Annotated in this window: 24 protein-coding genes; 12 read left to right on the top strand and 12 right to left on the bottom strand. The window is 71.4% G+C overall.

Going from position 1 to position 24,891, the window contains the following annotated elements; translation table 11 throughout:
- Window positions 1-39: 39 nt before the first annotated feature.
- The gene (locus AB0I89_RS11225) at window positions 40-672 is read left to right on the top strand and encodes a TetR/AcrR family transcriptional regulator (protein ID WP_357123785.1); all 633 of its coding nucleotides are present in this window, start codon (window positions 40-42) and stop codon (window positions 670-672) included.
- Window positions 673-875: 203 nt separating this feature from the next.
- Here the strand turns inward: AB0I89_RS11225 and AB0I89_RS11220 are convergent, their stop codons facing one another.
- Window positions 876-2,552 carry an MDR family MFS transporter gene (locus tag AB0I89_RS11220; RefSeq protein ID WP_357123781.1) on the bottom strand — a complete coding sequence of 559 codons (1,677 nt, stop codon included), beginning with the start codon at window positions 2,550-2,552 and terminating at the stop codon, window positions 876-878.
- A 130-nt stretch (window positions 2,553-2,682) separates the two neighbouring features.
- Window positions 2,683-3,225, bottom strand: coding sequence for a type 1 glutamine amidotransferase domain-containing protein (locus AB0I89_RS11215; protein ID WP_357123778.1), 543 nt, complete (start codon window positions 3,223-3,225; stop codon window positions 2,683-2,685).
- Between the two features lie 124 nt (window positions 3,226-3,349).
- On the opposite strand from AB0I89_RS11215, the gene rfaE2 reads away from it, so the two are divergent.
- Window positions 3,350-5,146 carry a D-glycero-beta-D-manno-heptose 1-phosphate adenylyltransferase gene (gene rfaE2 / locus AB0I89_RS11210; protein WP_357123775.1) on the top strand — a complete coding sequence of 599 codons (1,797 nt, stop codon included), beginning with the start codon at window positions 3,350-3,352 and terminating at the stop codon, window positions 5,144-5,146.
- Window positions 5,143-6,018, top strand: coding sequence for a glycosyltransferase (locus tag AB0I89_RS11205; RefSeq protein ID WP_357123772.1), 876 nt, complete (start codon window positions 5,143-5,145; stop codon window positions 6,016-6,018). Before rfaE2 ends, AB0I89_RS11205 begins: the two co-directional genes overlap by 4 nt.
- On the opposite strand, the gene AB0I89_RS11200 is transcribed toward AB0I89_RS11205, so the two are convergent.
- Genes AB0I89_RS11200 through AB0I89_RS11190 form a run of 3 tightly spaced genes read right to left on the bottom strand, consistent with a single transcriptional unit; the run spans window position 6,008 to window position 8,168 of the window.
- Complete coding sequence (locus tag AB0I89_RS11200) at window positions 6,008-7,114, bottom strand: glycosyltransferase family 9 protein (protein ID WP_357123769.1); 1,107 nt, start codon at window positions 7,112-7,114, stop codon at window positions 6,008-6,010. The two genes, AB0I89_RS11205 and AB0I89_RS11200, sit on opposite strands and share 11 nt — an antisense overlap.
- An 8-nt stretch (window positions 7,115-7,122) precedes the next feature.
- A complete protein-coding gene (locus tag AB0I89_RS11195; protein ID WP_357123766.1) occupies window positions 7,123-7,671 on the bottom strand; it encodes an Hsp20/alpha crystallin family protein in 549 nt (182 codons plus the stop codon).
- Window positions 7,668-8,168 (bottom strand): DUF2231 domain-containing protein, encoded by a 501-nt coding sequence (locus tag AB0I89_RS11190; protein ID WP_355049234.1) that lies wholly within the window; start codon window positions 8,166-8,168, stop codon window positions 7,668-7,670. Before AB0I89_RS11190 ends, AB0I89_RS11195 begins: the two co-directional genes overlap by 4 nt.
- 165 nt (window positions 8,169-8,333) lie before the next feature.
- On the opposite strand from AB0I89_RS11190, the gene AB0I89_RS11185 reads away from it, so the two are divergent.
- Window positions 8,334-8,951, top strand: a complete 618-nt coding sequence (locus tag AB0I89_RS11185; protein ID WP_357123763.1) for a pyridoxamine 5'-phosphate oxidase family protein — start codon at window positions 8,334-8,336, stop codon at window positions 8,949-8,951.
- 25 nt (window positions 8,952-8,976) lie between these two features.
- On the opposite strand, the gene AB0I89_RS11180 is transcribed toward AB0I89_RS11185, so the two are convergent.
- A complete protein-coding gene (locus AB0I89_RS11180; protein WP_357123760.1) occupies window positions 8,977-9,822 on the bottom strand; it encodes an SGNH/GDSL hydrolase family protein in 846 nt (281 codons plus the stop codon).
- Between the two features lie 198 nt (window positions 9,823-10,020).
- Between AB0I89_RS11180 and AB0I89_RS11175 the strand changes: the two genes are divergently transcribed.
- The 8 genes from AB0I89_RS11175 to AB0I89_RS11140 all read left to right on the top strand — a co-directional run bounded on the left by AB0I89_RS11175 (window position 10,021) and on the right by AB0I89_RS11140 (window position 19,515).
- Window positions 10,021-10,665 carry a class I SAM-dependent methyltransferase gene (locus tag AB0I89_RS11175; RefSeq protein ID WP_357123756.1) on the top strand — a complete coding sequence of 215 codons (645 nt, stop codon included), beginning with the start codon at window positions 10,021-10,023 and terminating at the stop codon, window positions 10,663-10,665.
- 82 nt (window positions 10,666-10,747) lie between these two features.
- The gene (locus tag AB0I89_RS11170; RefSeq protein ID WP_357123753.1) at window positions 10,748-11,605 is read left to right on the top strand and encodes a patatin-like phospholipase family protein; all 858 of its coding nucleotides are present in this window, start codon (window positions 10,748-10,750) and stop codon (window positions 11,603-11,605) included.
- A gap of 94 nt (window positions 11,606-11,699) precedes the next feature.
- Window positions 11,700-11,954: a hypothetical protein gene (locus AB0I89_RS11165; RefSeq protein WP_355049238.1), complete on the top strand. Its 255-nt coding sequence runs from the start codon at window positions 11,700-11,702 to the stop codon at window positions 11,952-11,954.
- Window positions 11,951-13,279 (top strand): type VII secretion integral membrane protein EccD, encoded by a 1,329-nt coding sequence (gene eccD / locus AB0I89_RS11160; RefSeq protein WP_357123749.1) that lies wholly within the window; start codon window positions 11,951-11,953, stop codon window positions 13,277-13,279. Before AB0I89_RS11165 ends, eccD begins: the two co-directional genes overlap by 4 nt.
- 13 nt (window positions 13,280-13,292) lie before the next feature.
- Window positions 13,293-14,231 carry a hypothetical protein gene (locus tag AB0I89_RS11155; RefSeq protein WP_357123745.1) on the top strand — a complete coding sequence of 313 codons (939 nt, stop codon included), beginning with the start codon at window positions 13,293-13,295 and terminating at the stop codon, window positions 14,229-14,231.
- 12 nt (window positions 14,232-14,243) lie between these two features.
- The gene (gene eccCa / locus AB0I89_RS11150) at window positions 14,244-18,200 is read left to right on the top strand and encodes a type VII secretion protein EccCa (protein WP_357123742.1); all 3,957 of its coding nucleotides are present in this window, start codon (window positions 14,244-14,246) and stop codon (window positions 18,198-18,200) included.
- Window positions 18,200-18,559 (top strand): hypothetical protein, encoded by a 360-nt coding sequence (locus AB0I89_RS11145; RefSeq protein ID WP_357123738.1) that lies wholly within the window; start codon window positions 18,200-18,202, stop codon window positions 18,557-18,559. The genes eccCa and AB0I89_RS11145 overlap by 1 nt, the downstream gene beginning before the upstream one ends.
- Window positions 18,556-19,515 carry a DUF6177 family protein gene (locus tag AB0I89_RS11140; RefSeq protein ID WP_357123735.1) on the top strand — a complete coding sequence of 320 codons (960 nt, stop codon included), beginning with the start codon at window positions 18,556-18,558 and terminating at the stop codon, window positions 19,513-19,515. Before AB0I89_RS11145 ends, AB0I89_RS11140 begins: the two co-directional genes overlap by 4 nt.
- 25 nt (window positions 19,516-19,540) lie before the next feature.
- On the opposite strand, the gene AB0I89_RS11135 is transcribed toward AB0I89_RS11140, so the two are convergent.
- The 6 genes from AB0I89_RS11135 to AB0I89_RS11110 all read right to left on the bottom strand — a co-directional run bounded on the left by AB0I89_RS11135 (window position 19,541) and on the right by AB0I89_RS11110 (window position 24,868).
- A complete protein-coding gene (locus tag AB0I89_RS11135; protein WP_357123732.1) occupies window positions 19,541-20,122 on the bottom strand; it encodes a dihydrofolate reductase family protein in 582 nt (193 codons plus the stop codon).
- Between the two features lie 64 nt (window positions 20,123-20,186).
- Window positions 20,187-21,017 (bottom strand): helix-turn-helix domain-containing protein, encoded by an 831-nt coding sequence (locus AB0I89_RS11130; protein ID WP_357123729.1) that lies wholly within the window; start codon window positions 21,015-21,017, stop codon window positions 20,187-20,189.
- 75 nt (window positions 21,018-21,092) lie between these two features.
- The gene (locus tag AB0I89_RS11125) at window positions 21,093-21,389 is read right to left on the bottom strand and encodes a hypothetical protein (protein ID WP_357123726.1); all 297 of its coding nucleotides are present in this window, start codon (window positions 21,387-21,389) and stop codon (window positions 21,093-21,095) included.
- A gap of 19 nt (window positions 21,390-21,408) precedes the next feature.
- Window positions 21,409-22,104, bottom strand: coding sequence for a hypothetical protein (locus AB0I89_RS11120; RefSeq protein WP_357123723.1), 696 nt, complete (start codon window positions 22,102-22,104; stop codon window positions 21,409-21,411).
- Window positions 22,101-24,512 carry a hypothetical protein gene (locus tag AB0I89_RS11115; RefSeq protein WP_357123720.1) on the bottom strand — a complete coding sequence of 804 codons (2,412 nt, stop codon included), beginning with the start codon at window positions 24,510-24,512 and terminating at the stop codon, window positions 22,101-22,103. Before AB0I89_RS11115 ends, AB0I89_RS11120 begins: the two co-directional genes overlap by 4 nt.
- Window positions 24,509-24,868 (bottom strand): DUF6507 family protein, encoded by a 360-nt coding sequence (locus AB0I89_RS11110; RefSeq protein WP_355049251.1) that lies wholly within the window; start codon window positions 24,866-24,868, stop codon window positions 24,509-24,511. Before AB0I89_RS11110 ends, AB0I89_RS11115 begins: the two co-directional genes overlap by 4 nt.
- Window positions 24,869-24,891: the final 23 nt, after the last annotated feature.

Below are 24,891 nucleotides of genomic sequence, written 5' to 3'. Positions count from 1 at the left end.
ACGTCGCCGGGCCGGCCCTCGGCCACCTAGGATTTCGGCATGCCGTCGATCACCCGCCGCCGCCCGCGCAACCCCGATGGGCGGGCCGCCGTCGAGGCGCGGGTGCTGGCAGCCACCGAGCGGCTCCTGAGGGAGGGGGTGCGCTTCACCGACCTCGGTGTGCAGCGGATCGCCGCCGAGGCGGGAGTGGCCCGGTCGACCTTCTACATCCACTTCCGCGACAAGACCGAGCTACTCATGCGCCTCGCCGGCACGATGCGGGACACTTCCTTCGACCGGACCGGCCAGTGGGACCCGGCCGGTAGCGATGATCCGTTGAAGAGCCTGACCGAGGTCTTCACCGACGTAATCCGAATCTACCGGACATATGCCCCGGTGCTAGCGGCGGTCAGCGAGGTGGCCGCCTACGACGAGGTGGTGCGGGAGTACTGGTCGGGCGGACTGGAGCAGTTCGTCGCGCGCACCGCGAACGCCCTGCGGGCCGAGCAGCAGGCCGGACGTACCCCCGCCGACCTGGACGTGTCCGCGGCCAGCCGGCTGATCGTGATCGGCGGCGACCGCTTCCTCGCCGACCACGTCAGCACGACCACCGCGGACCCCGAGACGGACGCGGCGGCCGCGCGGGAACTGGCGGCGACCTGGTGGTACGGCGCCTACCGCCGCCCCGCCTGACCCTTCGGTGATGTTCCAGAAGTAGCTCTGACCCGAATGCGTCGGGGCGCGGACCTGCCAATGAGCGTGATGCCTGTGAGTCATCTTGATGACTCACAGGCATCACGCTCATTGGCAATTGCCGGCCGCCGCGGAGAGCTCCGGACCTCTCCGCCCCGAACCACCCGGCCGGCCGCCGGGGAGCGGTCCGGGCGACCGCGCGGTCAGATCATCGTCTGGGACTTGGCCTCCATGTCGGCGGCGGCCTCTTCCTTGGACTCGCGGGTCAGCGGCTTACCGCCCGGTGCCGGCGCCTCGCCGCCGAGCGGGTCGGCCCCGCCCTTGGCACCCTGCGGGCCGGCACCCCGCAACTCGCTGTTGGGCATCGCCAGGGTCACCAGCACCGCCACGATGGCGACGAGTCCGGCGGTCAGGAAGACCAGGTGCAGCGACTCCACGAACGACGCCTGGATAGCGGCCCGCACGGCACCGGGCAGCGCCATGATCGTCGCGGGGTCGTTGATCGAGATGTTCGTGCCGCCGCTCGCCGCCACCGCGGCCCGCTGTTCCGGTGGGAGCTGGGCGATCGCAGCGGGCAGCCGGTCGGCAAGCTGCGAGTTGAGCCGCGACGAGAGCACCGTGCCGAGGATCGCCACCCCGAACGAACCACCCAGCGACCGGAAGAACGTCGCCGACGAGGTACCGGCGCCCAGGTCGCGGACGGAGACCGCGTTCTGCACCGCGAGGACGAGCGACTGCATGCACAGACCGAGGCCGACGCCGATCACCACCATGAAACCGAACGCCACCCAGAGCGACGTACCCACCTGCAACCGGGTGAACAGCAGCATGCCGACCAGCAGGGTCGCCGCCCCGGCCACCGGGAACCACTTGTAGCGGCCGATCCGGCTCATCGCCCGACCGGTGACGATCGAGGTGACGATGATGCCCGCCATCATCGGCAGCATCAGCAGACCGCTGCGGGTCGGCGAGGCGCCCTTGACGATCTGGAGGTACAGCGGGATGAAGATGATCGACCCGAACATCACCAGACCGAGCACGAAGCCGGCCGAGTTGGCCAGCGCGAACGTGGCGCTGCGGAACAGCCGCAGCGGCAGGATCGGCTCGGCGACCCGCGCCTCCTGAAGCACGAAGAGCGCGGCCAGCACCGCACCGGCGACGAAGAGACCGATGATCAGCCCGGAACCCCAGGGGTACTCGTTGCCACCCCAACTCAGCGCGAGCAGGAGGCTGCTCACCCCGGCCACCAGCAGGCCGGCACCGAGCCAGTCGATCGCGTGGTCCCGCCGCTCGAACGGGATCAGCCGCATCACGTGGTAGCAGACCACGATGGCCAGGATCGCGAGCGGCACGTTGATGTAGAAGATCCACCGCCAGTCGGTCTCGGCGAAATACCCACCGACCAACGGTCCCGCCACCGACGCGATGCCGAACACCGCGCCGAAGAGCCCCTGGTATCGGCCCCTCTCCCGAGGTGAGACCACGTCCGAGATGATCGTGAACGCCAGCGTCAGCAGACCGCCGGCGCCGAGCCCCTGGATGCCGCGCGTGATGATCAGCTGGGTCATGTTCTGCGACAGCCCGGCCAGCAGCGACCCGAGCAGGAACGTGCCGATCGAGAAGAGGAAGACCGGGCGACGCCCGTACAGGTCGGCCATCTTGCCGTACAGGGGCGTCGACGCGGTCGAGGCGAGCAGGTACGCCGTGACCACCCACGAGTAGTGGTTGATCCCGCCCAGCTCACCGACGATCGTCGGTAGGGCCGTACCGACAATCGTCTGGTCGAGGGCGGCCAGCAACATGCCGGTCATCAGACCCAGCATGAGCAGCCGGATCTGCTGGCGATTCAGCACCGGGGCAGCGGAGGCGTCGGCAGTCATACGCCCCTCTTTCCCGCACACCCCAGAACATGCGCGCAACCGCCGACCTATGCCGCGGTGATCAAGAGGTTTGCGTCACGACACGCCGGTCGGGATGACGCAAACCTCTTGATCACCGGGGAAATGGGGGTCAGGCGGCGGCGAAGGATTTGGTGATTTGGGTGCAGAAGGCGGGGAGGTCGTCGGGGTTTCTGCTGCTCACCAGGTTGCCGTCTGCTACGCACTCCTCGTCCACCCAGGTTGCGCCGGCGTTGGTCAGGTCGGTGCGCAGGCTGGGCCACGAGGTGATCTTCCGGCCGCGCACCACGTCCGCCTCGATCAGCGTCCACGGGCCGTGGCAGATCACCCCGACCGGCTTGCCGGCCTCGAAGAACGCCTTCACGAACCGCACCGCGTCCGGATCCGACCGCAGGAAGTCCGGGTTCGCCACCCCTCCGGGCAGCACGAGCGCGTCGTACCCGGCGGCGTCCGCCTGGTCCGCGGTGACGTCGACGTCGTACGTCTTGGACTGGTCGAGGTGGTTGAAGGACTGGATGGAACCGGGCTTGAGCGAGACCAGCTCCACGGTCGCGCCGGCGTTCTCGACCGCCTCGCGCGGCTGGACGTACTCGACCTCCTCGACACCGTCGGCGGCCAGGAAGGCGATCCTCTTACCCTGCAATGTCGCTGCCATCTCGGTACATCTCCTCTCCGGGGTTCCTCAGTTCCCTTCCCGCGCCCTACCGCCCGAAACACCCCACGAGGGGCGTCACATCGGCCCAGGTTTGGCCCGGGGGCCGCTGGGGACCCGGGGAGGCATGGCAGGAGCAGCAGCGGAACAGCGCAGGCTCGCCACCGTCGTGGAGAGCTGGCTCGGGCGTCCGGTCCTGATCGTCGGTGACGCCATGCTGGACGAGTGGCGGTTCGCCGAGTCCGACCGGCTCTGCCGGGAGGCGCCCGCCCCGGTCCTGACCCTGCGTCGACGGATCTCCGCTGCCGGTGGGGCGGCGAACACCGCCGTCAACGTCGCCACCCTCGGCGGTCGGGCCGTGCTGGTGGCACCGGTCGGCGCGGACGTCGCCGGGGACGAACTGCACGACTGTCTGGACCGGGCCGGCGTCTGGGACCGTACCGTCAACCAACCTGGCCGACCCACCCCCGTGAAGCGGCGGATGCTGGCCGGCAACCAGATCCTGCTCCGGGAGGATTCGGGTGACCCCGACGACGCGCTCGACCCGGACGGCGTGACCCGGCTGCTCACGGCGCTGGACTGCGCCACCGAGGAGCTGCGCGCCGCCGCCGACGGCGAGGCGCCGACCCTGGTGGTCTGCGACTACGGCCTGGGGGCGCTGCCCGCGCCGGTCCGCGCGTGGCTGGTCGAGAACCGCGAGCGGTACGCCACGGTCGCGCTGGACGCCCACGACCTCGCCGACTGGCGGGGGCTCGCGCCGACCGTGGTCACCCCGAGCTTCGCCGAGGCGACCCGGTTGCTGGCCCGCGCCGGTGGCGCGACCCGTACGACGGCCGGCACCGACCTGCACCTGGAGCACCCCGACATCGATCCGGCCGACGGGCCGTCCGAGTTGAGCGTGGGGGCCGCCCCGGGCGGGGCCCGCGCCGACGACCGTCCCGGCCCGGTCGGCGAACCCACGCCGGGCGAGAGTCGGGTGGCCCTCACCGGCGACGGTCTGAGCGTCACCGGGACGGGCGTCACCGTGAACACCGAGGCCGGAGCGGGTGTGGACCGGGCCGTGCTGGCCGAGTCGCGCCTGGCGGAGTTGCACGCCCACACGGGGGCGGACGTGGTCGCGGTGACCCTGGACACCGACGGCGCGGTGGTCGGCGGCGCGGACGGCGAGCGGCGGCGCAGCCACAGCACCCCGGTCCCGGCGAGCCACGCCGTGGGAGCAGGAGACGCCTACCTGGCGGCGATGACCCTGGCCCTGGCCGCCGCCGCGCCGCTGCCCACCGCCGCGCAACTCGCCCAGCTCGCGGCCACGATCACGGTCTCCGACACCGGCACCTGTGTGTGCCTGCGCGACGACCTGCTCGCCGCGCTCGACATGCCGCCGGAGGCCAGCGGGCACCCGGCGGTGGTCGGCACCGACGAGTTGGACGCGATCGTCGCCGAACACCGCGAGGCGGGACGGTCGGTGGTGTTCACCAACGGCTGCTTCGACGTGCTGCACCCCGGGCACGTGCGCTACCTGGAGCAGGCCCGCGCCCTGGGCGACCTGCTCATCGTGGCGGTCAACTCGGACGGCAGCGTACGCCGGCTCAAGGGTCCGGACCGGCCGGTCAACCCGGTCGAGGACCGTGGCGCCCTGCTGGCCGCGCTGTCCTGCGTGGACCACGTGGTGGTGTTCGAGGAGGACTCGCCCGCCGCGCTGATCGAGGCGGTCCGGCCGGACGTCTACGTCAAGGGCGGGGACTACCCGCCCGAGCTGGTGCCGGAAGCGCCGCTGGTACGGCGGCTCGGCGGTCAGGTGCGAACCCTCGGATACGTGGCGGACCGGTCCACCTCGGCGATCATCGAACGGATCCGGTCCCACGGTCAGGACCCGTCGTCGTACGCCTCCGATCCGTCGTTGAGCACCCGTACCCAGTCGTCGTGAACCGGCCCCTCGCCCTCGGCACGCCGGCGGAGTTCCGCGTCGACCGGCTCGTCGACGTGCTGATCCCGACCCGTAACCGGCCCACCGAGCTGGCCGTCACCCTGGCCGGGCTCGCCGCGCAGGAGGGGGTGCCCGGCTTCGGCGTGGTGGTCAGCGACCAGTCCGACGGCGACCCGGCGTACACCCACCCGGCGGCGGCCACCATGGTTCGGGCGCTGCGGCACGCCGGCCACCCGGTGCTGCTGACCCGCCGGCTGCCGCGCCGGGGACTGGCCGAGCACCGCGCGTACCTGCTCGATGCGTCGGCCGCCCGGTACGTGCTCAACCTCGACGACGACGTCTGGCTGGAGCCGGGGGCGCTGCGCCGGCTGGTCACCGCGATCGAGGAGCTGGGCTGCGGGTTCGTGGGCAACGGCGTGCACGGTCTGTCGTACGTCGACGACGTCCGTCCGGACACGCACGGGCACTACGAGGAGTGGGCCGGACCGCCCGCGCCGGAGCGGATCCGCCCGGGCACCGTCGAGTGGGAACGCGCCCGGATCCACTCGGCGGCCAATCTGCTGCACGTCACCGCCACGGTGGGGCTGCCGCCGGGCGCGTGGCGGGCGTACAAGGTGTCCTGGATCGGCGGCTGCGTGCTCTACGACCGGGCCAAGCTCCTCGACTCCGGCGGGTTCGACTTCTGGCGTCGGGTGCAGGAGCGGCACCAGGGTGAGGACGTGGCCGCCCAGCTCGCGGTGCTGACCCGGCACGGCGGGGCGGGCATCCTGCCCAGCGGCGCCTACCACCTGGAGACCCCCACCACGGTCACCGAGCGGGACGTGGAGGCGTGGGAGGTCGTCCTCGCCGACGAGGGCTTAACTATGGGTTGAGCAGTTCGCGGGCCGCCTCGCGCACTTCGGCCACGGGGACGTCGGTGACGAACGAGTCGCGGTGCGGGCACTCCCCGTCGCCCGGTCGGTGCGGATAGATGCCGGGCGTGCAGTCCACCCCGCAGACCGGGCAGTGCACCATCCACGAGGTGATCGGCCGGTGCCGGCCGCGCAGCGGCGTCGCCGTGTTGATCAGGTTGCCGACCCAGAAGATGCCCACCGTGGGCGTACCCACCGCGCCGGCCAGGTGCAGCGGGCCGGTGTCGTTCGAGACGACCAGCGCGCAATCGGCGTAGCAGCCGGCCAGCCCGCCGAGGCTGAGCGTGCCCACCTGCGGCCGGACCGGCGCACCGGCCGCCGCGACCACCCGGTCCACGACGTCCCGCTCCGCCGGCGTACCGGTCACCAGCACCTCGTAGCCGTCGTCGTGCAGCGCGTCCGCCACCTCGGCGAACCGCTCGGCCGGCCAGCGCCGTCGCGTGTCGCTGGCACCGGGATGCAACGCCACCCGGGGTCGCTCCGGCGGGCCGAGCACCCGCTCCGCCTCCGCCCGGTCGGCGTCGGTGACCGCCAGCGTCGGCACGATCGTGGTGGCCGGAGCGCCCACCAGCGCCACCGTCTCCAGGTAGCGGATCACCTCGTGCTGGTAGTACACGTAGCGGAGCCACCGGTTCAGCGGGGGCGCGTCCTCGGCGCGCAGCCCGACGGTCACCCGGGCGCCGAGCCGACTGATCAACGGGTTGGAGTTCGCGCCGCCACCGTGGAGCTGCACCGCCAGGTCGAAGCTCTCGTCCCGGGCCGCCGCCACGAAGTCGTCCACCGTCGAGGTCGACTCGTCGGCCACCGGCTCGCGGATGCCCGGCCCCGGCGGCACCACCAGCACCCGGTCCACCGGGCCGGGCCGGTCGCGCCAGAGCTTCGCGTGCCACGGCGCTCCGAGCAACACGATCTCCGCCGAGGGGTACGCGGCACGCAGCGCCTCCAACGCCGGCAGGACGAAGATGAAGTCGCCGAGGGCGTTGGCGCGCAGCACCGCGATCCGCCGCACGTCGTCGACTCGCCCGGCCGTCGGGCCGAGCAGGGACGGGGTGACCACCTGGCCCGCTACGGCCGGTCGATCTCGCCGACCGCGTCCGGGTGGTGCAGCTCCCGGTCCGCGGCGGGGTCGGCCGGAACCGGCGTACCCCCGGACAGGCCGCCGGAGCGCGGCCCGGTGCGGCCGACGGTGATGGTGCGCGGCGCGGGCCGCGCCGCCCGGGGCAGGCGGACCCGCAGCAGCCCGTGGTCCATCACCGCGTCGATGCCCTCCGGGTCGACCCGCGACGGCAGGTCGACGCGGTACTCAAAACCCCGGGTCTCGAAGCCGCCGGGGATGCCCTGGTCGGCGTTGACCTCCGCCTCGGAGCGGCCCCGCACGCACAACTCGCGGTCGTCCAGCTCGACGGCGACCTCCTCCGGCGCGACGCCGGGCAACCGCACGACGACCTGCCAACCGTCGGCGGTCTCGGTCAGCTCGACGTCGGACGCCCCGGCCCGGCCGCCGACCAACCGGCTCAGCTCGGCGCGCAGCGACTGCAACTCGCCCATCGGGTCCCAGCCCTGCTGCCGGCTGCGCCACCCCCGACCGAAACCACCGGCCTGCTGCTCGGTCATCGCGCGTCTCCGATCCGCTGGGTGGTGGGTCGCAGTGAGCTGGGCGCGTTCAGATCGGCGTCGGGGTCGACGCCCACACCGAGCCGGTCGACAAGTTCGCCACCGAGCCAGGCGCTGATGCCGAGGATCGCCACCGCGACCACCTCGATGGCGATCAGCGCGCCGCCGGCGGCCCGCGAGTCCGCGTTGAGCCGGACCGCCCAGACGGCGGCGAAGAGCAGGATCACCGCGACGTTCGCGCCCGCGTGCAGCAGACCGACCCGCTTCGCGCGGGTGCCCGTCGGGATCGCCAGCAGGTCGAACGAACCGGCCGCCGCGGCCAGCAGGCCGCCGATCAGACCGACGGTGATGTTCCAGTACGCGACCTCGCCGAGGAAATCGGGGCCGCCAACGGTGTCGATGATGTCGAAGAGCACCGCCGTGACCAGCAACGCGACCGGGAACATGACAAGCATTGGATGGACTGGGTGACCCAGCACCTTGAGTCGACTCTCCATGTCCCGGCCTCCACTGGTCGGCGCTCCTGCGGACGGTACGTGCGGCGGGCGTGTCGAGTGAGGCCGTACCCCCGGCTACCAGGGGCAAACCTCGATGGCCACGCGGGCCTAGGCTGGCGACGGTGGCGCGCCCGCCACCCTGGTCAACGGCTCAGGGAGGATCACGTGACGGTGGAGATCACCACGCACGAGGAACTACGCGAGCTGCTCGGGACGCCGCACCCCCGGGCCGCCAACAAGGACCGCCCCCGCCTGCACGAGCGCGACCGGCAGTGGCTCGCCGCCGCGCCGTTCTGCCTGGTGGCGACGGCCGGCGCGGACGGCACCTGTGACGTCTCCCCGAAGGGCGACCCGGCCGGGTTCGCGCTGGTGCTCGACGACACGACCATCGCGCTGCCGGAGCGGCCGGGCAACAAGCGGGCGGACGGCTACCGCAACATCCTGGACAACCCGCACGTCGGGCTGCTGTTCCTGATCCCGGGCCGCACCGACACGCTGCGCATCAACGGGCGGGCCCGCCTGGTGCGCGACGCTCCCTGGTTCGACGACATGGTCGTCAAGGGACACCGGCCGGTGCTCGCCGTGGTGGTGGAGATCGAGCAGATCTTCTACCACTGCGCGAAGGCGTTCCTGCGGTCCGCGCTGTGGCAGCCGGAGACCTGGCAGCCCGACGTGCTGCCGTCCCGCGCCCGCCTGATCAAGGAGGTCGAGGCGCCCGTCGAGAGCCTGGAGGAGTTGGAGAGGCACTACGGCCCGGAGTACGCCAAGAAGATCTACGTCTGAATCGGCGGCGACGAGCGGACACGCGTCACGAGTTGAGGTTCATCGTCCTGCAGGGGGTCCAGTCACCGACCGGATGGTCCGGCCGACGGCCGACCAGCCCACACGGCAGTGGCGCGAGCGGTACACCCAGCCGTGGGGCGATGGTGTTGTAAGCCAGCCTGCCCATCACGTCGTAGCCACCCGGTGTGGGGTGCACCCCACACTCGTCCAGATAGCCTTCGGGGATGGGCTGGTAGTCGATCCACGTCGGTACGCGGTCGCCGAACTCGTCGATGACCTTGATGCTGCGGTAGATCGCGTCGTTGACGACGGCCTCGCTCGCGGGGAGCCAGGCCGGGCTCGGGCCCGGTGGGGTCGTGCAGCCGGTCGTGCCGTGGCCGGCGCTGTACTGCACCCACGCCGGGTACATGACGACGTCCGGGTCCAGGTCCAGTGCGATGTCGAAGAGTGTCCGGTAGGTGCGCTCGAAAGCGGTGATCTGTGTCGCGGTGGCGGTCGACAGATTGTTGTTGGTCCCGCAGTTCAGCAGGATCAGGTCGGGCTGGTGCGTGCTGACGAGGTCCGCCATCCGTGTCGTCCAGTAGCCGCAGGTCGTACCCCCCACCGCCGCGACGGCGAAGGTGTGCGGGACGCAGTTCTCGGTGAGCAGTCGCCCCAACTCCGCACGGTAGGCAGCGCTCACCGAGCCGGCCATCGTCGCGCCCTCGGTGATCGAGTCGCCAACGGTCAGGATCTTCATCGTCGGCCGCGCTGGCGTGGGACAGGCGACCGCTGCGGCGTGAGCGGTCACGGGTGCTCCACCGGGCGCGGACAGAAGGGCCGCCACGAGGGCGAGTGCGATGGCGCCCAACAGCACCGGGCTGCGGTTCATCGACGCTCACCCGACGCCGAACCCACCGCGCGTTGCACCCCGTTCGCCGGGCAGGCGGGCAGGTCCGAGGTTCGGCGAAGAAGAGGTCTGGCGGCGCGACTGTCGTTCATGGCGCTGACCGTACGCTCAGCAACCCCCGACAGAGGTGGAGCCCCCAGGGGGCCGGCACAGGTGACCGTCGGCCGATAATCTTCCATGATGGACGCGGACGACTGGCTGGCCGACACGCGCACCTCGTACGACACGGTAGCGGTCAGCTACGCCGACCTCGTCCGCGACTTTCTGGCCAGCGCACCCTACGAGCGGGCCGCGCTGGCGCTGTTCGCCGAACTCGTCCGCGCCGCGGGCGGCGGTCCGGTCGCGGACGTGGGGTGCGGCACCGGTCGCATCACCGCCCACCTGCACGAGCTGGGTCTCGACGTGTTCGGCATCGACCTGTCCCCCGGCATGCTGGCGGTGGCCCGCCGCGACAACCCCGACCTGCGGTTCGAGATGGGCTCGATGACCGACCTCGACCTGGCCGACGGCTCGGTGGCCGGTCTGCTCGCCTGGTACTCGCTCATCCACGTTCCGGACGAACGGCTCGGTCAGGTCCTCGCGCACTTTCGCCGGGTGGTTCGGCCGGGCGGCCCACTGCTGGTCGGCTTCCACGTGGGTGACGAGACGACGCTCAAGACCGAGGGGTACGGCGGCCACCCGATGCGGGTCCACGTGCACCGTCGCCGGCCGGCCCGGATGACGGCCTGGCTGCGCGACAACGGCTTCGCGGTCGAGGCGGAGATGACGGTCACCTCGCCGGAGAGCAAGCTCGGCGGGATCATCTTCGGCCGACGGAAGCCCTGAGCCAGCAGTTGTCAGCCCTCCAGGTCCCCTGCTAGCGTCAAACTGCGAACAGCGTTAGCGGTAACATGGCGGGAGGATGGCGATGACGGACGACACGCGGCCGGTCTGGGTGCTCGGTGGCGGTGGAGTCGCCGGCATCGCCTGGGAGGTGGGCGTCCTCGCCGGCCTCGCCGACGAGGGACTGACCGTGGGCCCGGACGCGGTGCTTCTCGGCACCAGCGCCGGCGCGGTGGTGGGCGCCCAGATCGCCAGCGGCACACCCCTGCCCGAGCTGTACGAGCGCCAGCGTCAGGGCGTACCCCACGAGACCGGGCCCGCGCTGGGCCTGCTCAGCCTCCTGCGGCTCGCCCGGGCACAGCTGTTCGCCCGCAGCCCCGAGCAGGCCGCCCGTCGCCTCGGCAAGCTCGCGCTCGCGGCACCCATCGACGACCCGTCGCGGCAGCGCCGGATCGCCGAGGCCCGCCTCCCCGACCACAACTGGAAGGACGCCGACCTGCGCGTCACCGCCGTCGACGTCGAGTCCGGCGTCCTGCGCCTCTTCACGCGGCACGACGGCGTACCCCTCGTGGACGCGGTCGCCGCGAGCTGCGCCATGCCGCAGTCCGCCGCTCCGGTCGCCATCGACGGTCACCGGTACATGGACGGCGGCATGCGATCCAGCCTCAACCTGGACCTCGCACCCGGGAACGGCCCGGTGATCGCCCTCGCGCCCAGCACCGCCGCCATCGGGCCGTGGGCCCGGATCGAGAAGCAGCGCGCCGCCCTGGGTAAGGGCCGCCCGGTCGAGCTGCTGCTGCGCGACACGGCCTCCAAGCGGGCGCAGGGCGCGAGCGTGACGGACCGGTCCGTGGTACCCGGGCTCGTGGCCGCCGGACGGGACCAGGGCCGGCACGAGGCAGCCCGAGTGGCCGCCGCACTCGGAGCCACCGGCCCTTCATAGGTTGATCATCGTCGACGCGTTGGCGTGGCAGGCTCACCGGCAGCGCGTGATCGTCGCCCCCAATCGAATTAGCGGCCGTGGATAGAATCGAGCCGTGGCCCGGGAATTCGACACCCAGCTCATCGAGTCGGTCGCGGTTCGCCGTGCCCGCATGCGGGAGCTGCTGCTGTGGGGCAGGCAGCGCCGCGTCCGCGCCACGGGTGACGGCTTCCGTTGGCTGCGGGCCGGTCTCGTGCTCGCGGCGGTGGCCTGCGCCGTGTGTGTGGGCTGGTCCTTCCTGCAGAACGTCGTCGCCGAGCAACAGCGGGCACGCAACCCGGCAGCGGTTCAGCCGACAGGCCAGCGATGACCGGTCCGCAGACCCTCGCGTCCGCCGGCCACCTCAGTCGGGTGACCCTGGCCGGGCCACACCGCCGCATCGACCTCGTGTTGCCCGCCGACGAACCACTCGGCCTGCTGCTGCCCGAGGTCGTCGCCCTCGTGGGCCACCCACCGACGGACGATTCGCGCGGCTACCAGATCAGCACCCTCGACGGTACGGTGCTCGATCCCGCCGGCAGTCTGCGGCAGGCCGCCGTTCCCGACGGCGCCCTGCTCCGGGTCGATCCCATCTCGGAGGCACCACCGGCGGCGATCGTCCACGACGTCTCCGACGAGGTCGGCGACGATCTCACGCGTCGACGCGGCCGCTGGGGTGACGTCCCTCGGACGTGGACCGCCACCACCGCCTGCCTGGTGGCCGCCACCACGGCCGCCCTGTTCTCCGGCCCACGACTCGGTCCCGCCCTGGTCAGCGTCGTCGGTGGCGCGGTCGCCCTGGCCGGCCTCCTCCTCGGAGTGGCGGGCCGACGGGCCGTCGGGGTGGCGGTGCTGCTGAGCGGCGCCGCGATCGTGACGACCACCGTGCCCGGTTGGACCGACACCGGCGCCGGACAGCTGGCGCTGTGGGCCGTGGTGATCGGCTGCACCGTCCTGACCGTGGGCGCGGCGACGGGCAACGGCCGCGCCGGCCTCCTCGGTGGCGGGACAGCACTCCTCCTGGTCGCGGGCTGGGGCACCCCGCTGCTGTTCGGCGTCTCCGACGAGCGGACCGCGGCGGTGATGGCGATCGCGTCGGTGGGCGTGCTGGGATTGCTACCCCGGTTCGCGCTGATCACCTCGGGCCTCACCCGCCTCGACGACCGACGCAGCAACGACGAGCCGGTGAACCGCGTATCCGTACAGGCCGCCGTCGACTCCGCGCACAGAGGACTGGCTGTCGCGGCGATCGCGGCGGCGACCTCGGCGACGCTCGCCGGGCTCGTCCTGGCGGCCACGCCGGGTCCGTGGCCACTGACGCTGGCAGTCCTCGTGGCCGCCGCCCTGCTGCTGCGGATGCGCGCCTTCCCGCTGGCGGCCGAAGTGGTGGCGCTGGTGACCGGCACGCTGACCGTCGTGGGTGGCCTGCTGCTGAGCTGGATACACCAGCGACCCGAGACGTGGTGGGCCACCGCCGTGGCGGCCCTCGGTGTCTGCGCGGTGTCCCTGGCGATCCTGGCGTACCGGCCGCCGCCACACATCCTGGCGCGGGGCCGACAGGTCGCTGACCGCGTCGAAGCCCTCACCGTGATGGCGCTGGTGCCCGTCGCCGTAGGGGTGTTCGGGCTCTACTCACGCCTACTCGACACCTTCTGAGAGAGGGGGTGGCATGAGCGCTCCTCCGGTGCCGCGAACCGCACCGCCGGCCGGTCCCTCGGTGGCCGAACCGAACAATCCGCCGATCGCACGCCGTCCCCCCTCCGGCGACTCCGCGCTACGGCGTACCTGGCGCAGCGCCAGCCAGATGTTCGCCAGCGGCCGGCAGAACCGGGAACTCACCGACCTGGCGGCCGAGGTGCAGTCGCCCGTACACACCGGCCGGCGCATCGCGGTGGCCTCCGTGCAGGGTGGCGCCGGGAAGTCCACGGTCGCCGCGCTGCTGGCGTCGGTGTTCGCGGCCCGTCGTGCCGATCCGGTCCTCGCCGCGGACGCCGACCCGTACGAGGGCTCACTGACCTGGCGGCTCGGCGTGCCGAGCGAGCCGTCGCTGCACCAGCTGGCACCCGGCCTGCTCGCGGCACGAGGCGGCGACCTACGCGAGCTGGCACCACTCCTACCCCGCACCGGGACGGGCCTCTGGGTGCTGCCGGGCGGCACCACCAACGCGAACCTGTGCACCGCGGTCACCCGCGCGCTGTCGCGCCTCTTCGCCGTCACCGTCACCGACTGCCCACCCGGCCTGGAGGCCCGTACCCCGGCGGGGGTGATGGCCGACGCGCACGCCGTGGTGCTCGTCGCGGCGGCCACACCCGACGGGGTACGGGGCACCTACCAGGCCCTCCGTCGGATCGTCGACGACGGGTACGGGGCGTGGCTGGACCGGGTCGTCGTCGTGCTGAGCGCGGGCAACCCGCACGGCCGCTCGACGCTGGACCAGCGCGCGGCACGGGAGCTGATCGGGCAGACCGGCGTACCGGTGGTGGCGCTGCCCTACGACCGTCACCTGGCCGCCGGCGCGCTCATCACGCCGTCACGGATCGGCGAGGCGACACTCGTGGAGGTGACCCGCGCGGCCGCGTTGGCCCTGACCCGCGCCCGGCAGACCTGACCGGAGGACCGCATGTCGACGCGCATGGTGCACCGCCCGGCCCGGATGGCCCGCCCGATGTCCACGATGGACCCGCTGGTGCTGGACCCGCCACCGCAACTGCCCGACGGCCGGTCCGCGATGGGGCTACAGGCGCTGCTGCCGATGGCCGGCGCGGGCGTGGCCATGAGCATGATGATGTTCCTGCGTGGCTCGGGGTTCGCGGCCCTCGGCGCGGTGGTGATGGTGGCGGCGCTGGGCGCCGCCGGTGCGATGTACCTCACCCAACTGGGCAAGGCCGGCCGACAGCGCCGCGCGCAGCGCGAGCGCTACCAGGACTATCTGGAGGAGCTGCGGGACCAGCTGCGCGAGAGCGAGCAGCGGATGCGTACGGAAGCCAGCCTCCTCGACCCGCCCGTGAACCGGCTGCTCGACGTGATCCGCAGCCCCGCCCGGCTCTGGGAGCGCCGACGCGCCGACATCGACTTCCTGCACGTACGACTGGGTGTGGGCGCGCTGCCGGTGCGACCCATCGAGCTGCGCGAGCAGAGCACGCCCACCAACCCGCTCGATCCGTTCATGCGTCACGAGGCGCGTTCACTGATCCGCCGCTTCGCGCTGACACCCGGGCTGCCCCTGCGGGCGAACCTCGACTGCGCCGGGGACGTCAGCGTGATAGCGCCGAACCACGCGGAGGCGGTGGCCGTCGCCAGGGCGATCCTCGTGCAGGTCGCCACGTTCCACGCACCGGACGACGTGACGCTCGCGATCATCACCACTCCCGAACGGGCCCGGGACTGGCGGTGGGCGCGGTGGCTGCCCCACCTGCTCGACCGGACCTCGATCGGCCCGTCCGGCCCGACCCCGCTGCTGGTCACGACGGCGCAGACGCTCGTGGAACTGCTCCGCGACGACCTGGAGGAGCGGGCCACCAGCGCGCTCAAGGCCTTCCGCCACGGTGGCGGGCGAGCCGAGGCGAAGGCCCGGCCGCGCCTGCTGGTCATCGACGACGCGCACGGTGAGCTGGCTCGCGTGCTGGCCAGCCCCGACCCGACGGTCGGACTGGACAGCCTCGGCGTCACGGTGGTCCACCTGCTCGCCGACCGGCTGCACGAGCCCGGCGACGTCTCCCGCCGGATCACCATCGACGGCGACTCGGTCACCCTGGAGGACCTCACCGCGTCCCCCGCCATGACCGTACGAGGCACCCTCGACGCGGCGCCGGGTCCGCTCGTGGAGGGACTGGCCCGCAGCGTCGCACCGCTGCGACTGTCCGCCGACTCCTACGACGACGGCACCGGCACCCCACCGGCCGACTTCCAGGATCTGTTGGGCCTGTCCGACCTCACCGACCTCGACCTGACCAGCCTCTGGCGGCCACGTGGAGAGCGAGACTTTCTCCGTGTCCCGATCGGGGTCGATCCCGCCGGGCGTCCGGTGCTGCTCGACCTGAAGGAGCCCGCGCAGCTCGGCATGGGGCCGCACGGGCTGTGCGTCGGGGCGACCGGCTCGGGCAAGAGCGAGCTGCTCCGTACGCTCGTGCTCGCCCTGGCGGCGAGTCATCCGCCGGAGCGGATGGCGATGGTCCTCGTGGACTACAAGGGCGGGGCCACCTTCGCGCCGTTCAGCGACCTACCGCACCTGGCCGGGCTGATCACCAACCTGGCGGCCGACGCGGCGCTGGTGGAGCGGATGTACACGAGCCTCGACGGCGAGGTGCAGCGCCGCCAACAGGTGCTCGCCGACGCCGGCAAGGTCACCGACATCACCGAGTACCAGATGCTCCGCGCCCAGGGTGAGCGCAGCGACCTACCCCCACTGCCCCACCTCCTCGTGCTCATCGACGAGTTCGGTGAACTGCTCGCCGCCAAGGCGGAGTTCATCGACCTGTTCCTGCGCATCGGTCGGATCGGGCGGTCCATCGGCGTGCACCTGCTGCTGTCCAGCCAGCGCGTCGAGCAGGGCAAGATGCGCGGCCTGGAGAACTATCTCGCCTACCGGATCGGCCTGCGTACGCTCACCGAGATCGAGTCGCGCACCGTCCTCGACACGGTCGACGCGTTCCACCTGCCGCCGCTGCCCGGGAACGGGTACCTGAAGGTCGACGTGTCGATCTACCAGCGGTTCAAGGCCGCCTACGTGTCCGGCCCGCTCGACGAGGGTGCGGACGCCGAGCTCGCCCCGATCGTCGGACCGCTGGCGAAACCGATGCCGATGTTCGGCACCGCCCGCGCCGACGTCGACGAGAGCGCGCCGACCGAGCCGACGGCCACCCGGCGCACCACCGGACCGACCCTGCTGTCCACGGTGGTACGGCAGATGGCGGCGAGCGGGCAGCGCGTCCCGGCGATCTGGCTACCGCCCCTGCCGTCGCTGCTCACCCTCGACGAGATGGCCGGCGGGGTGAGCACCACACCCGATGGTGTACGCCTGGGGATGAGCCCGCCGCGCGGCGGTGGATTGCCGGTTCCGCTGGGCCGACTCGACGATCCGGCCCGCCAGTGGCAGGGCCCCTGGGTGCTGAACCTCGCGGGGAGCGGCGGCAACCTGCTCATCCTGGGCGGGCCCGGCAGCGGCAAGACAACGGCGCTGCGCACCCTCGCGCTCAGCCTGTCCACCACCCGCCGTCCCACCGACGTCGGGATCTACGGCATCGACCTGCTGGGAAACGGCCTGTCGGGGCTCGCCGAGCTGCCCCACGTCGGCGGCGTCGCGGGACGCGAGGACCGTGAGCGTGTTCGCCGTGTCGTCGACGAGGTGCACGCGATGCTCACCCGGCGGCAGCGCATCTTCACCCGCCACCAGTTCGACACGGTCGAGGACCTGCGGAACGCCGACGAAGCCGTACGCACCGAGGTCGGCTGCGTCGACGTGGTGTTGCTGATCGACGGGTACGGACAGCTCAACGCCGAGTTCGAAGGTCTCGAAGGCAAGGTGCACGGCCTGCTCGCCCGGGGCGGTCGCTACGGCATCCACGTGGTCGGCACGGCCCGGCGATGGAACGAGGTCCGCGCCGCCCAGCAGGTCGCCTTCGCCAACCGCGTCGAGCTGCGGCTCACCGAGCCCGCCGAATCCAGCATCGACGGCAGGCAGGCCCGAGCCGTACCACCGGACCAGCCTGGTCGGGCGCTGACCAGCGAGAAGTTGTTCGCCCAGGTGGCGCTTCCCCGCCTGGACGGGGTCGCCGACCCGGCGGTCGCCGGTCTGGTCGCGGCGGCCCGATCGGTACGGGCGGCCTGGACGGGCGCGCTGCCGCCGCCGGTGCGGGTCCTGCCCGCCGTGCTTCCCGTGGCCGACCTGGCCGGCGCGCCCTCCGGTCACGGGGTGGTTCCCTTCGGCCGCTACGAGCACGACTTCTCCACCGCCGCCCTCGACCTCTTCGGCCGCGACCAGCACCTCCTCGTGCTCGGGGACCCCCGGACGGGCAAGACGAACCTGCTGCGGCTGGTCGCCGAGGAGTTGATGGGGCAGTACGACTCCGAGGAACTCGTCTTCGCCGTGTTCGACCCGCGTCGTGCCCTCGCCGACGTGGTGCCCGACTCCTACTGCGGCGGGTACGCCCCGAACCCGGCGCTCGCCCAGCAACTCTCCAGGGCGGTCTCCGACGAGCTGGCGAAACGGCAGTCGCCGGAGGCGGCGCGTACCCGGATCGTGCTGCTCATCGACGACTACGACATCCTGGCCGCGTCGGCCACCCAGCCGCTCGGCGCGCTGGTGCCGCACGTGGCGGCCGGCCGCGACACCGGGCTGCACGTCGTGATGGCCCGCCGGGTGGCCGGTGCCTCACGCGGCCTGTTCGAGCCGTTCCCGCTGGCCGTACGGGAGGCCGGCTGCCTCAGCCTGCTCATGTCGGGCGACCGGACGGAGGGCCAACTGTTCTCCGGCGTGCGGCCCATGGTCCTGCCGACCGGCCGCGCGCAACTGATCCGCCCCGGCGATGGTCCCCGCATGGTGCAGACCGCGTTCACCGGTGAGACGAAGGAGCACTGATGACGTTCGACACGGTGGCGCTGTGCCGCGCCGAGCCCGATGCGGCCGCGATGCTCGGGGCCCTGCTCGCGGCCGGCTCCGAGCTGAAGATGGACACCGTCGAGGCGGTCGGGCTGGTGCAACTGTTCGACCCCATCGACGGGCGGCTCCTGCTGAGCGTCGAGGCCGCGCGCCTCGTGCGCGTACCCGGGGAGGCGCGGCGGCTCCTCGGCCTCGCCCCCGCCGACGACGTACCCGAGCCGGTCTGGTGGGTGGAGAGCCGGGCGCCGGGCGCGGACCCGCAGGCCGCGGACGTCGCCCGTCGCTTCACCGCCGCGCTGGTTGAGATCACCGGAGGGCTGACATGGGAGAGCCGATGAACGGCGCAACCGACACGATCACCGACCGGGCCGTCGTCCTGCACCAGGACCGGGCGGTGGTCGGCCTGGCACCGTGGCTCGCGCAGGCGGCCGTCGACGCGGTACGCGACGGTCTGCTGCTCCAGGTCGTCACGCCGGTGGACGGCGTCATCACGTACCCGTTCGAGACGATGCTCGCCCAGGCGCAGGGCCAGTGGGTGGTGCGGGCGGGCGAGGAGTACCGGGACGGCCTCACCGGTCTGCCGCTGCGCTGGGACGGTCACCGCTTCGCCAGACCCGACGCCGCGCAGACCGCTGGAACACTGCCCACGAACACACCGTGGACGGGCGGCCTGGAGATCCAGATCGTCACCATGCACCCCGCCACCGAGGCCCTGCGGCTGGGCGCCAGCACCGAGGCCGCCGTCCGCGCCCTCACCGGCGCCGAGCCGACCGGTTGGGGCGTCGCGGAACCGGTCACCGAACCGTGGTCACGCCACGAACTCACCGCATTCTGTCGAACGCGCGCGCCGGCACCCACCAGCCTGACCATCGTCGGCGGCGGCGACGAGACGACGACGCTCGGGGTCCTGACGGTCGAACGGGTCGACGTCGGCGTCCGCGAACAACTCCGGCTGGCCGGCCCGCCCCTGTCGGTCGTCGACGCGGCGACGCTCGAAGGACTCGCCGAGAAGTTGGCGGGTAGCGCCCGCAGCCTGATCGTGTCCGTGCATCCGGGCCGGTCCGGCGGGCTGCGGTCGAGCCGACCGAGCATGCCGGCGCTGCCGTGGGGCATCCTCGTCGGCCACCACGAAAACCCCGTCGAGTCCGAGCACGAGGTTGTCGTGGGTCGGCCCTTCGGGCGGGGTGCCCGACGGGCGTGGTGGTACCGACTGGACGGCGGTCCGGGCGCGCCGTACGAGACGCTCGGCGCGGTGCTGCGTCGCTACGGCCTGAACGGCGGTTCGGGCGGCTGACCCGCCGATCGCCTGACCACACCGGTCAGCGGCGCACCCGGTAGCGCAGGTGGAGCACCCGGTTGCCCTGAATCACCACGTCCGGATCCTCCAGCAGGTGCTGCGCGTCGACCGACCCGAAGTAACGTTTCCCGGAGCCGAGCACCACGGGTACGACGTCCATGCGTACCTCGTCGATCAGGCCTGCGGCAAGCACCTGGCCACCGACGTCGCCAGCGGCGACCTCGACCACGCGGTCACCCGCAAGCTCCCGCGCTCGGGCCACGGCCGCCTCGACGCCGCCAACGAAGTGGAACGGCGTCGCGGGGTCCCAGCTCTCGGGCGGCGGCCGGTGCGTCACGACGACCACGTGGTCGATCCCGCTCGGCGGCTTCCCGTCCCAGCCGTCCGTCAGATCGAAGACGTGGCGGCCGACGACCGTCACCCCGATCTGGTCCCAGTACGGCCGGGTGTAGTCGTAGGACGTCTGCGAGACCTTCACCATGCCGCTCTCGTCCAGCGGGACGTCACCGTTCGCCAGCCAGTCGAAGAGCGGTCCCGGCTGGTCGCTGTCGTCCGCGACGAAGCCGTCCACCGACACCGAGCCGTACATGACCACCTTGCCCACGGGCTCTCCTCTGCTCTGAGACGCCCCAAGGTAGCGTGCCGTGAGCTGCCGCTCTTGTAGAAAATCAATCGACCGGCAGCGGCCAACCGTCCAACACCTGGCCGGGGTGCTCGCGCAGAAACCGCCGCCGGACTTCGACGTACCGGGTCGGTGTGAGCCCGGTGAACGCTCGGAACTCGTGGCCGAAGTGGGCCTGGTCGAAGTAGCCCGCGCCGCTGGCGAGCTCGGCCCAGTCAACCGGCCCGGCAGGGTCGATCGTGAGCACGGTGGCGGCGAAGCGGTAGGTGCGGGCCAGCCGCTTCGGGGTAATGCCGACGTGATCCTTGAACCGCTGAACCAGGTGCGTGCTGCTGACGCCGGCCGAGACCCGCAGGTCGTCGATGGCCACTGCCCCGCTGGTCGCGGCGATGACGCTGCTCGTATGACGAACCAGCCCCAGGCCGCTGGTCTCGCGCAGCCGTCGCATGAGCTCGTCCTCGAGCAGCGTCAGCATCTGGTGCGGCCCGTCCGCCGTAGCCAGCCGGTCGCGCAGCTCGGCAATGGCGGGCCGGCCCCACACCTGTTCCAACGTCACCGGCCGGTCACACAGCTCGACCGCGGGCATCGGTAGGAACGGCGCCAGTCCCCACGGCTTGACGTGCACGCCGACGGACCGGGTCCGAAGTGGGTACCCGAACTCCACGACGCGGGTGGGAGTGGTGACGACACAGCCGTCTGCGTACTCGACCGTCTCGATGTCGGCGCCGGCACGAATGCGAAACGGCGCCCCGAGGTTGACGATGAGCAGCGCCGCCGGCATCGGCGGCAACATCAGCCGGGCGTACGGCGACGAACCCTCCAGGTAATAGAGGTCGTCGATCAGCGCGTCCAGCGGCGGTCGCGGCGCCCTGGACACGTACTCCACCTCGACAGTATCGCCGACGCCCCGCCGACATATCGCGTCAACACGTCGGTTCAGGGCGAGGCAACCCTAGACGCCTGTGCGCACGTAGTCCTCGATCGTGATGTCGCCGTGCTCATCCCCGCCGAGCTCGCGATAGCCCGCGATCTCCTCGAAGTCCTCGTCGTCGCTGAATTTAACGACAAGTCCGGCACCGGCGGTGTCGGCGAGAAACTTCCAGAGCGCCTGCGTGAGCTGGGGATCTTCGGAGGTCAAGTGGTTACCGATGGAGTATCCGATGACCGTCCCACTCGGCTCTCTCAGCCGCTTACCAAGCCCGATCATCAACTGGCGCGACGGACACACCAGGTAGCTTGAAACACTCACGCCCTTTCCCCCATGACAACTAGATCGGCTCGTGTTGGCGGTCGATGAACGCGCTCACACTCTCCGCCTCGGCGCGGGTCTTCTCGTGGAGGCCCGGATCGTTCGCCAGACGATCGAAGTAGCCCTTCTCCGCCGAGCCGTCGAGATCGAGAATCGCCGGAATGGTGACGATCGTCAGACGCCACTGCAGTCGAGGTGTGGCTTCCTTGAGGAGACTGACCACCCGGGCTCGTTCCGAATCGTCCAACTGGTCGGGCCCCACGTTGCGGAACCAGCGGACCAGGCTCTCTGTCGCTCCCTGCAGGATGAAGAAGGCCCATGATCGACCAATGCTGTCGATGACCTCGTCCGGTGGCGTCGTCCACGTGACGCCGAAGACGTCCTCCGAGTCCAGGTACGCGTCAGCCCAGGCGCGCACCTTCTCGGGCGTGACGTCGGCGAGAGTCGGCATCGATTGCTTCAGCCGGGTGTACAGAATGAACCAGTAGTCGTCGAAGAACGCCTTGGGAAGTCCCCAATCGGTGTCGTCGCCGTAACGGTCCCGGACGTCCACCAGATAGGCGAGGCACGTCTCCAACGCCCGCAGGGCTTCGGCCCGCTGTGGTGGGCTGGGCGGCAGCTCGCGCGTCGCCTTTCCACGCTCGACGGGATCCGCCAGTCGCCATGGGACTGGCACGGCGGCCAGCATTTCGGGGGTAACCCAGGGATCGGTCACAGGAAATCAACTCCGTAGGGCCTGAGGAAGTCACGTGCCGCTTCGAGATTCGGCAGGTGCTCGCCGAACCAGGCGCCCGGCTTGCGCATCGGATGCGCCGGGTCGGCTGCGGCCCGCTCCACCGCCTCCTGCAGCGCGGTCAACTGCTGCGGGGTCAAGGTACGCCCGCCGATGCTGATCGGTACGTTCTGATCGGCGAGCCGTTCAATCGCCATCTGTGGAGGATCGTTGCCAGCGCGGCTGAAAAGTCCCGTCCAGCCCTCATCGGTGCCGACCCGAACGCTCACCTCACGTCCCGGGGCACCGTTACGCCAGTCGAGCATGCGATCCAACTGAGCAGGATCGGATCGGAACTTGTTGGCCACGGTTTGTGCGGTGGCCTTGACCTCCGTCACGTGAACGTTGCCGTCGGCGGTCTGGTAGACGAGATCGCTTTCGGGGATGCGCCCGGTGTCGACGACCGTGCCGTTGCCCAGGTTGACCCGTTCACCGGCGACGACGTTCAGACCGATCTTGCTGCCGGGCGCCAGATCGCCGCTCTGCAGCACCTCGTTTGCGGCACGCAGCTCCGTCGCGGCCCCCTCGAAGGCAGACCGGTCCCCGCTGAGGTTGTTCAGCACGTCGCGGAAGATGTCTCCCTGTCGGTCGACGCCTCCCGCCAGCCGCCCGGAGTCCTGGAGGTCCATGAAGTCCCGCGCCGCCTGGTTGGCCATGCCGTCCGGAAGATCGGTACGGGAGAGCAGGTCCTGGACCTGAGCCCGCGCTGCGGGATCGAGCCGGCCAGCCTGGTCGAGGAACCGCTGCTGCTCATCCGGCGTCAGATCCCGCCCGCGATCGGCGTTTCCTCCGCCCGGCGGGTTCCCGTCGGGGGTGTTGCCACCAGGCCCGTTACCGTCCGGAAGGTTGCCACCAGGCCCGTTGCCGTCCGGCAGGTTGCCGCCAGGCCCGTTGCCGTCCGGGAGGTTGCCGCCAGGCCCGTTACCGTCCGGGATGTTGCCGCCCGGAGTATTGCCCTCGGGGAGGTTCCCGCCCGGCGTATTGCCGTCAGGGATGTGCCCACCGGGGGCGTTGCCGTCCGGGATATGCCCACCGGGCGTCAGGTCACCGGGGACGTGACCGCCCGGCGTGTTCCCGCCAGGCAGATGGCCGCCCGGCCCGTTGCCGCCGTCCATGTGCATCGCGTCGCCACCGCGAACGTTGGGCATCTCGACGTCGAAGCCACGCCCGATCGGCACGTCGCCGGCGATCGCCGGAACCAACCCGAGCTGCGGGATCTTGATGTCGAACTTCCTGGCGAAGTTGATCGCCACCTCGCCGACGGTGGGCAGCTTGTCGAGCCAGTTACCGGTACGGACCAACGCGGCGCCGATCCGCGCGGCGGTGGCGCTGCCTCGAATGGTGTTGACCGCCGCGCCCGCGCCGCGCAGCCCGGAGGCGGCACCCTTGGTACCCACGATCGCTGAGACGATATTGAAGGTGGCCATGCCGGCGGCCTTCGACTTGTCCTCGCCCCAGGTGTCGTACGCGATGATGGTCTTGCCCGCGTTGAGCAGGAGGTTGCCCGCCTCGCGCTGCTCCATGAACGGCATGCCGACCGTCTGGTCGATCACGATCGTCACCGGGTTGACGTAGATCGAGACCGCCCACACGAACTTGCCGAGCCCCAGCCACGACTGACCGGCGGTGCCCCAGCTCCACTCACCCGTGGTGGGATCCCGGCCGATCAGCCCGCCCAGGTCTTGAAGCATGGTGACGAAACTGATGCCGATGCCGACGAAGTACGCCCCCACGTCGCCGAAGAAGCCGCGGTCGTGCTCCTCGTTGCTACCCCAGGGCAGGGCGCCGTCCTCACCGGCGGCGGCGTTCAGCGTGTCGGCGGTGAAGCCGTACTCGCCGTTGTCGGCCTGACCGTCGGCGTTGTCGGCCCGATACTGGAGGCCGCCGTACAGCGCGTTGATGGTGTTGGCGCACTTGCGCTGCGCCTCGAAGAACGCGGCCACCTGCGTGTTCACGGCGGTGATCAGGCCGTTGTGCTTGTCGACCTTGCCCTGGTCCTCGCGCCAGTCCTCGTCGTCCTTGATCGAGCCGACGAACTCCTCCGCCTGGCCCTTCAGCGCGGCGAGTTGAGCCTTGATCTCCTTGACCTCGGTGGCGTACGTGGCCAGCGCGGCCCCGACCGCCTGGATGTCCTCGCCCACCGAGGCCGACACCGTACGCACCGGGCCGGTGGCGGCGAAGAGCTGCGCCGCCTCTGGCGCCGTGTACACCGCCGCCAGCCCCTGCCAGGTGCTGTCGACCGCCTGGCCGGTGTTGGCGAAGTCGACGCCAGCGGTCCGAACCGTCTGCGCGTGGGTGGCCAGCGCATCCATGTTGCCGGGGATCTGCGGAATCTCCCCCGGATTGATCATCGGGGCACCGCCCCACCGCCCGGCCCCGGCATCGTGGCCGACGGGTCGGGTGCCGCCGCGGCACTGCGCTGCGCGTTCGCGGCCATCTCCAGATCACCTTCGACGTAGGCGTTCGTCGCCTGCGCCGCTGCCTGCATGCACGCCCCCGTGCGAGTGAACACGAACTCGAGATCCGTCCGAATCGACTCCACGAAGCCCTGAAGCGCCTGGCCCACGATCTCCGAACTGGACTCAGTGGCGGATCCCTCCAACGCCGAGTTCAAGCTCGTCATCTGCCCCTCGAAGGGCATGGCCGCGGCATGTGTACGAGTCAGGACGTCGCGCACTCCACCGGGGGAGATATCCCACGCGCTCACGCTCGTGCTCCCTCGTCAACAAC

Source organism: Micromonospora sp. NPDC049801 (assembly GCF_040656575.1).
Classification (GTDB): Bacteria; Actinomycetota; Actinomycetes; order Mycobacteriales; family Micromonosporaceae; genus Micromonospora.
Note: the sequence above shows the minus strand (reverse complement) of the source record. Positions and strands in the feature narration are given on the sequence as shown.

Bases quoted from the DNA above. Each gene is read 5' to 3' on its own strand.
- AB0I89_RS11225 (WP_357123785.1), top strand. From the start codon at position 40: ATGCCGTCGATCACCCGCCGCCGCCCGCGCAACCCCGATGGGCGGGCC.
- AB0I89_RS11220 (WP_357123781.1), bottom strand. From the start codon at position 2,552: ATGACTGCCGACGCCTCCGCTGCCCCGGTGCTGAATCGCCAGCAGATC.
- AB0I89_RS11215 (WP_357123778.1), bottom strand. From the start codon at position 3,225: ATGGCAGCGACATTGCAGGGTAAGAGGATCGCCTTCCTGGCCGCCGAC.
- rfaE2 (WP_357123775.1), top strand. From the start codon at position 3,350: ATGGCAGGAGCAGCAGCGGAACAGCGCAGGCTCGCCACCGTCGTGGAG.
- AB0I89_RS11195 (WP_357123766.1), bottom strand. From the start codon at position 7,671: ATGACCGAGCAGCAGGCCGGTGGTTTCGGTCGGGGGTGGCGCAGCCGG.
- AB0I89_RS11190 (WP_355049234.1), bottom strand. From the start codon at position 8,168: ATGGAGAGTCGACTCAAGGTGCTGGGTCACCCAGTCCATCCAATGCTT.
- AB0I89_RS11180 (WP_357123760.1), bottom strand. From the start codon at position 9,822: ATGAACCGCAGCCCGGTGCTGTTGGGCGCCATCGCACTCGCCCTCGTG.
- AB0I89_RS11175 (WP_357123756.1), top strand. From the start codon at position 10,021: ATGGACGCGGACGACTGGCTGGCCGACACGCGCACCTCGTACGACACG.
- AB0I89_RS11170 (WP_357123753.1), top strand. From the start codon at position 10,748: ATGACGGACGACACGCGGCCGGTCTGGGTGCTCGGTGGCGGTGGAGTC.
- eccD (WP_357123749.1), top strand. From the start codon at position 11,951: ATGACCGGTCCGCAGACCCTCGCGTCCGCCGGCCACCTCAGTCGGGTG.
- AB0I89_RS11155 (WP_357123745.1), top strand. From the start codon at position 13,293: ATGAGCGCTCCTCCGGTGCCGCGAACCGCACCGCCGGCCGGTCCCTCG.
- eccCa (WP_357123742.1), top strand. From the start codon at position 14,244: ATGTCGACGCGCATGGTGCACCGCCCGGCCCGGATGGCCCGCCCGATG.
- AB0I89_RS11145 (WP_357123738.1), top strand. From the start codon at position 18,200: ATGACGTTCGACACGGTGGCGCTGTGCCGCGCCGAGCCCGATGCGGCC.
- AB0I89_RS11140 (WP_357123735.1), top strand. From the start codon at position 18,556: ATGAACGGCGCAACCGACACGATCACCGACCGGGCCGTCGTCCTGCAC.
- AB0I89_RS11115 (WP_357123720.1), bottom strand. From the start codon at position 24,512: ATGATCAATCCGGGGGAGATTCCGCAGATCCCCGGCAACATGGATGCG.